The organism is Marseilla massiliensis (genome assembly GCF_016899855.1).
Classification (GTDB): domain Bacteria; phylum Bacteroidota; class Bacteroidia; order Bacteroidales; family Bacteroidaceae; genus Prevotella.
In genome coordinates this window covers 1-550 of sequence record NZ_JACJJG010000244.1, presented here as the reverse complement: position 1 = coordinate 550, position 550 = coordinate 1, and the positions used below count along the sequence as shown (strand labels likewise).

The 550-nt window shown below is 43.5% G+C and carries 1 protein-coding gene; it reads left to right on the top strand.

The genetic code is table 11. The features are described 5' to 3' along the window. Positions 1-131 precede the first annotated feature (131 nt). Positions 132-550, top strand: a 419-nt coding sequence (locus tag H6A34_RS14595) for a transposase (RefSeq protein ID WP_275955213.1), incomplete at its 3' end; no start/stop codon positions are given.

The following is a 550-nucleotide window of genomic DNA, read 5'->3' as shown; positions in this document are numbered from 1 at the left end:
TATTTTTGCCGATGTTTTTTAATGATACGTGAGTTCGGTATAAGAAAACGATTGAAAAAGTTGTGGGAATGAGATATCTTTAGTACCTTTATAGTTGACAATCAATAAGTTACATAAAAATATCCATTCCCATGACTGATGCAAATATAATAGAAATTTTCTGTATTCTTGATGAGTTCTGCAAATATTTTGCTCCTGAACTGAAAAAACACACGCTGGACATCTGCGGCAAACGTCGCCGCAACCGCCAGTGCCTCATGTCCGACAGTGAGGTGATGACCATTCTCGTACTGTTCCATATCTTGCGCCACCGAGACCTCAAGTCTTTCTACCTCGGTTATGTATGTAACCACATGCGCAAAGAGTTTCCACACCGCCTGTCGTACAACCGCTTCGTAGAACGCCAGGCTAAGGTAGGACTCCATCTTTTGCTGTTCCTGCAGACATGTGCGTTGGGTAAATGTACTGGAATATCCATTATCGACTCCACACCGTTGAAGTCATGCAATATAAAGCGTGCGCACAGCCACAGGACGATGAAGGGATGGGC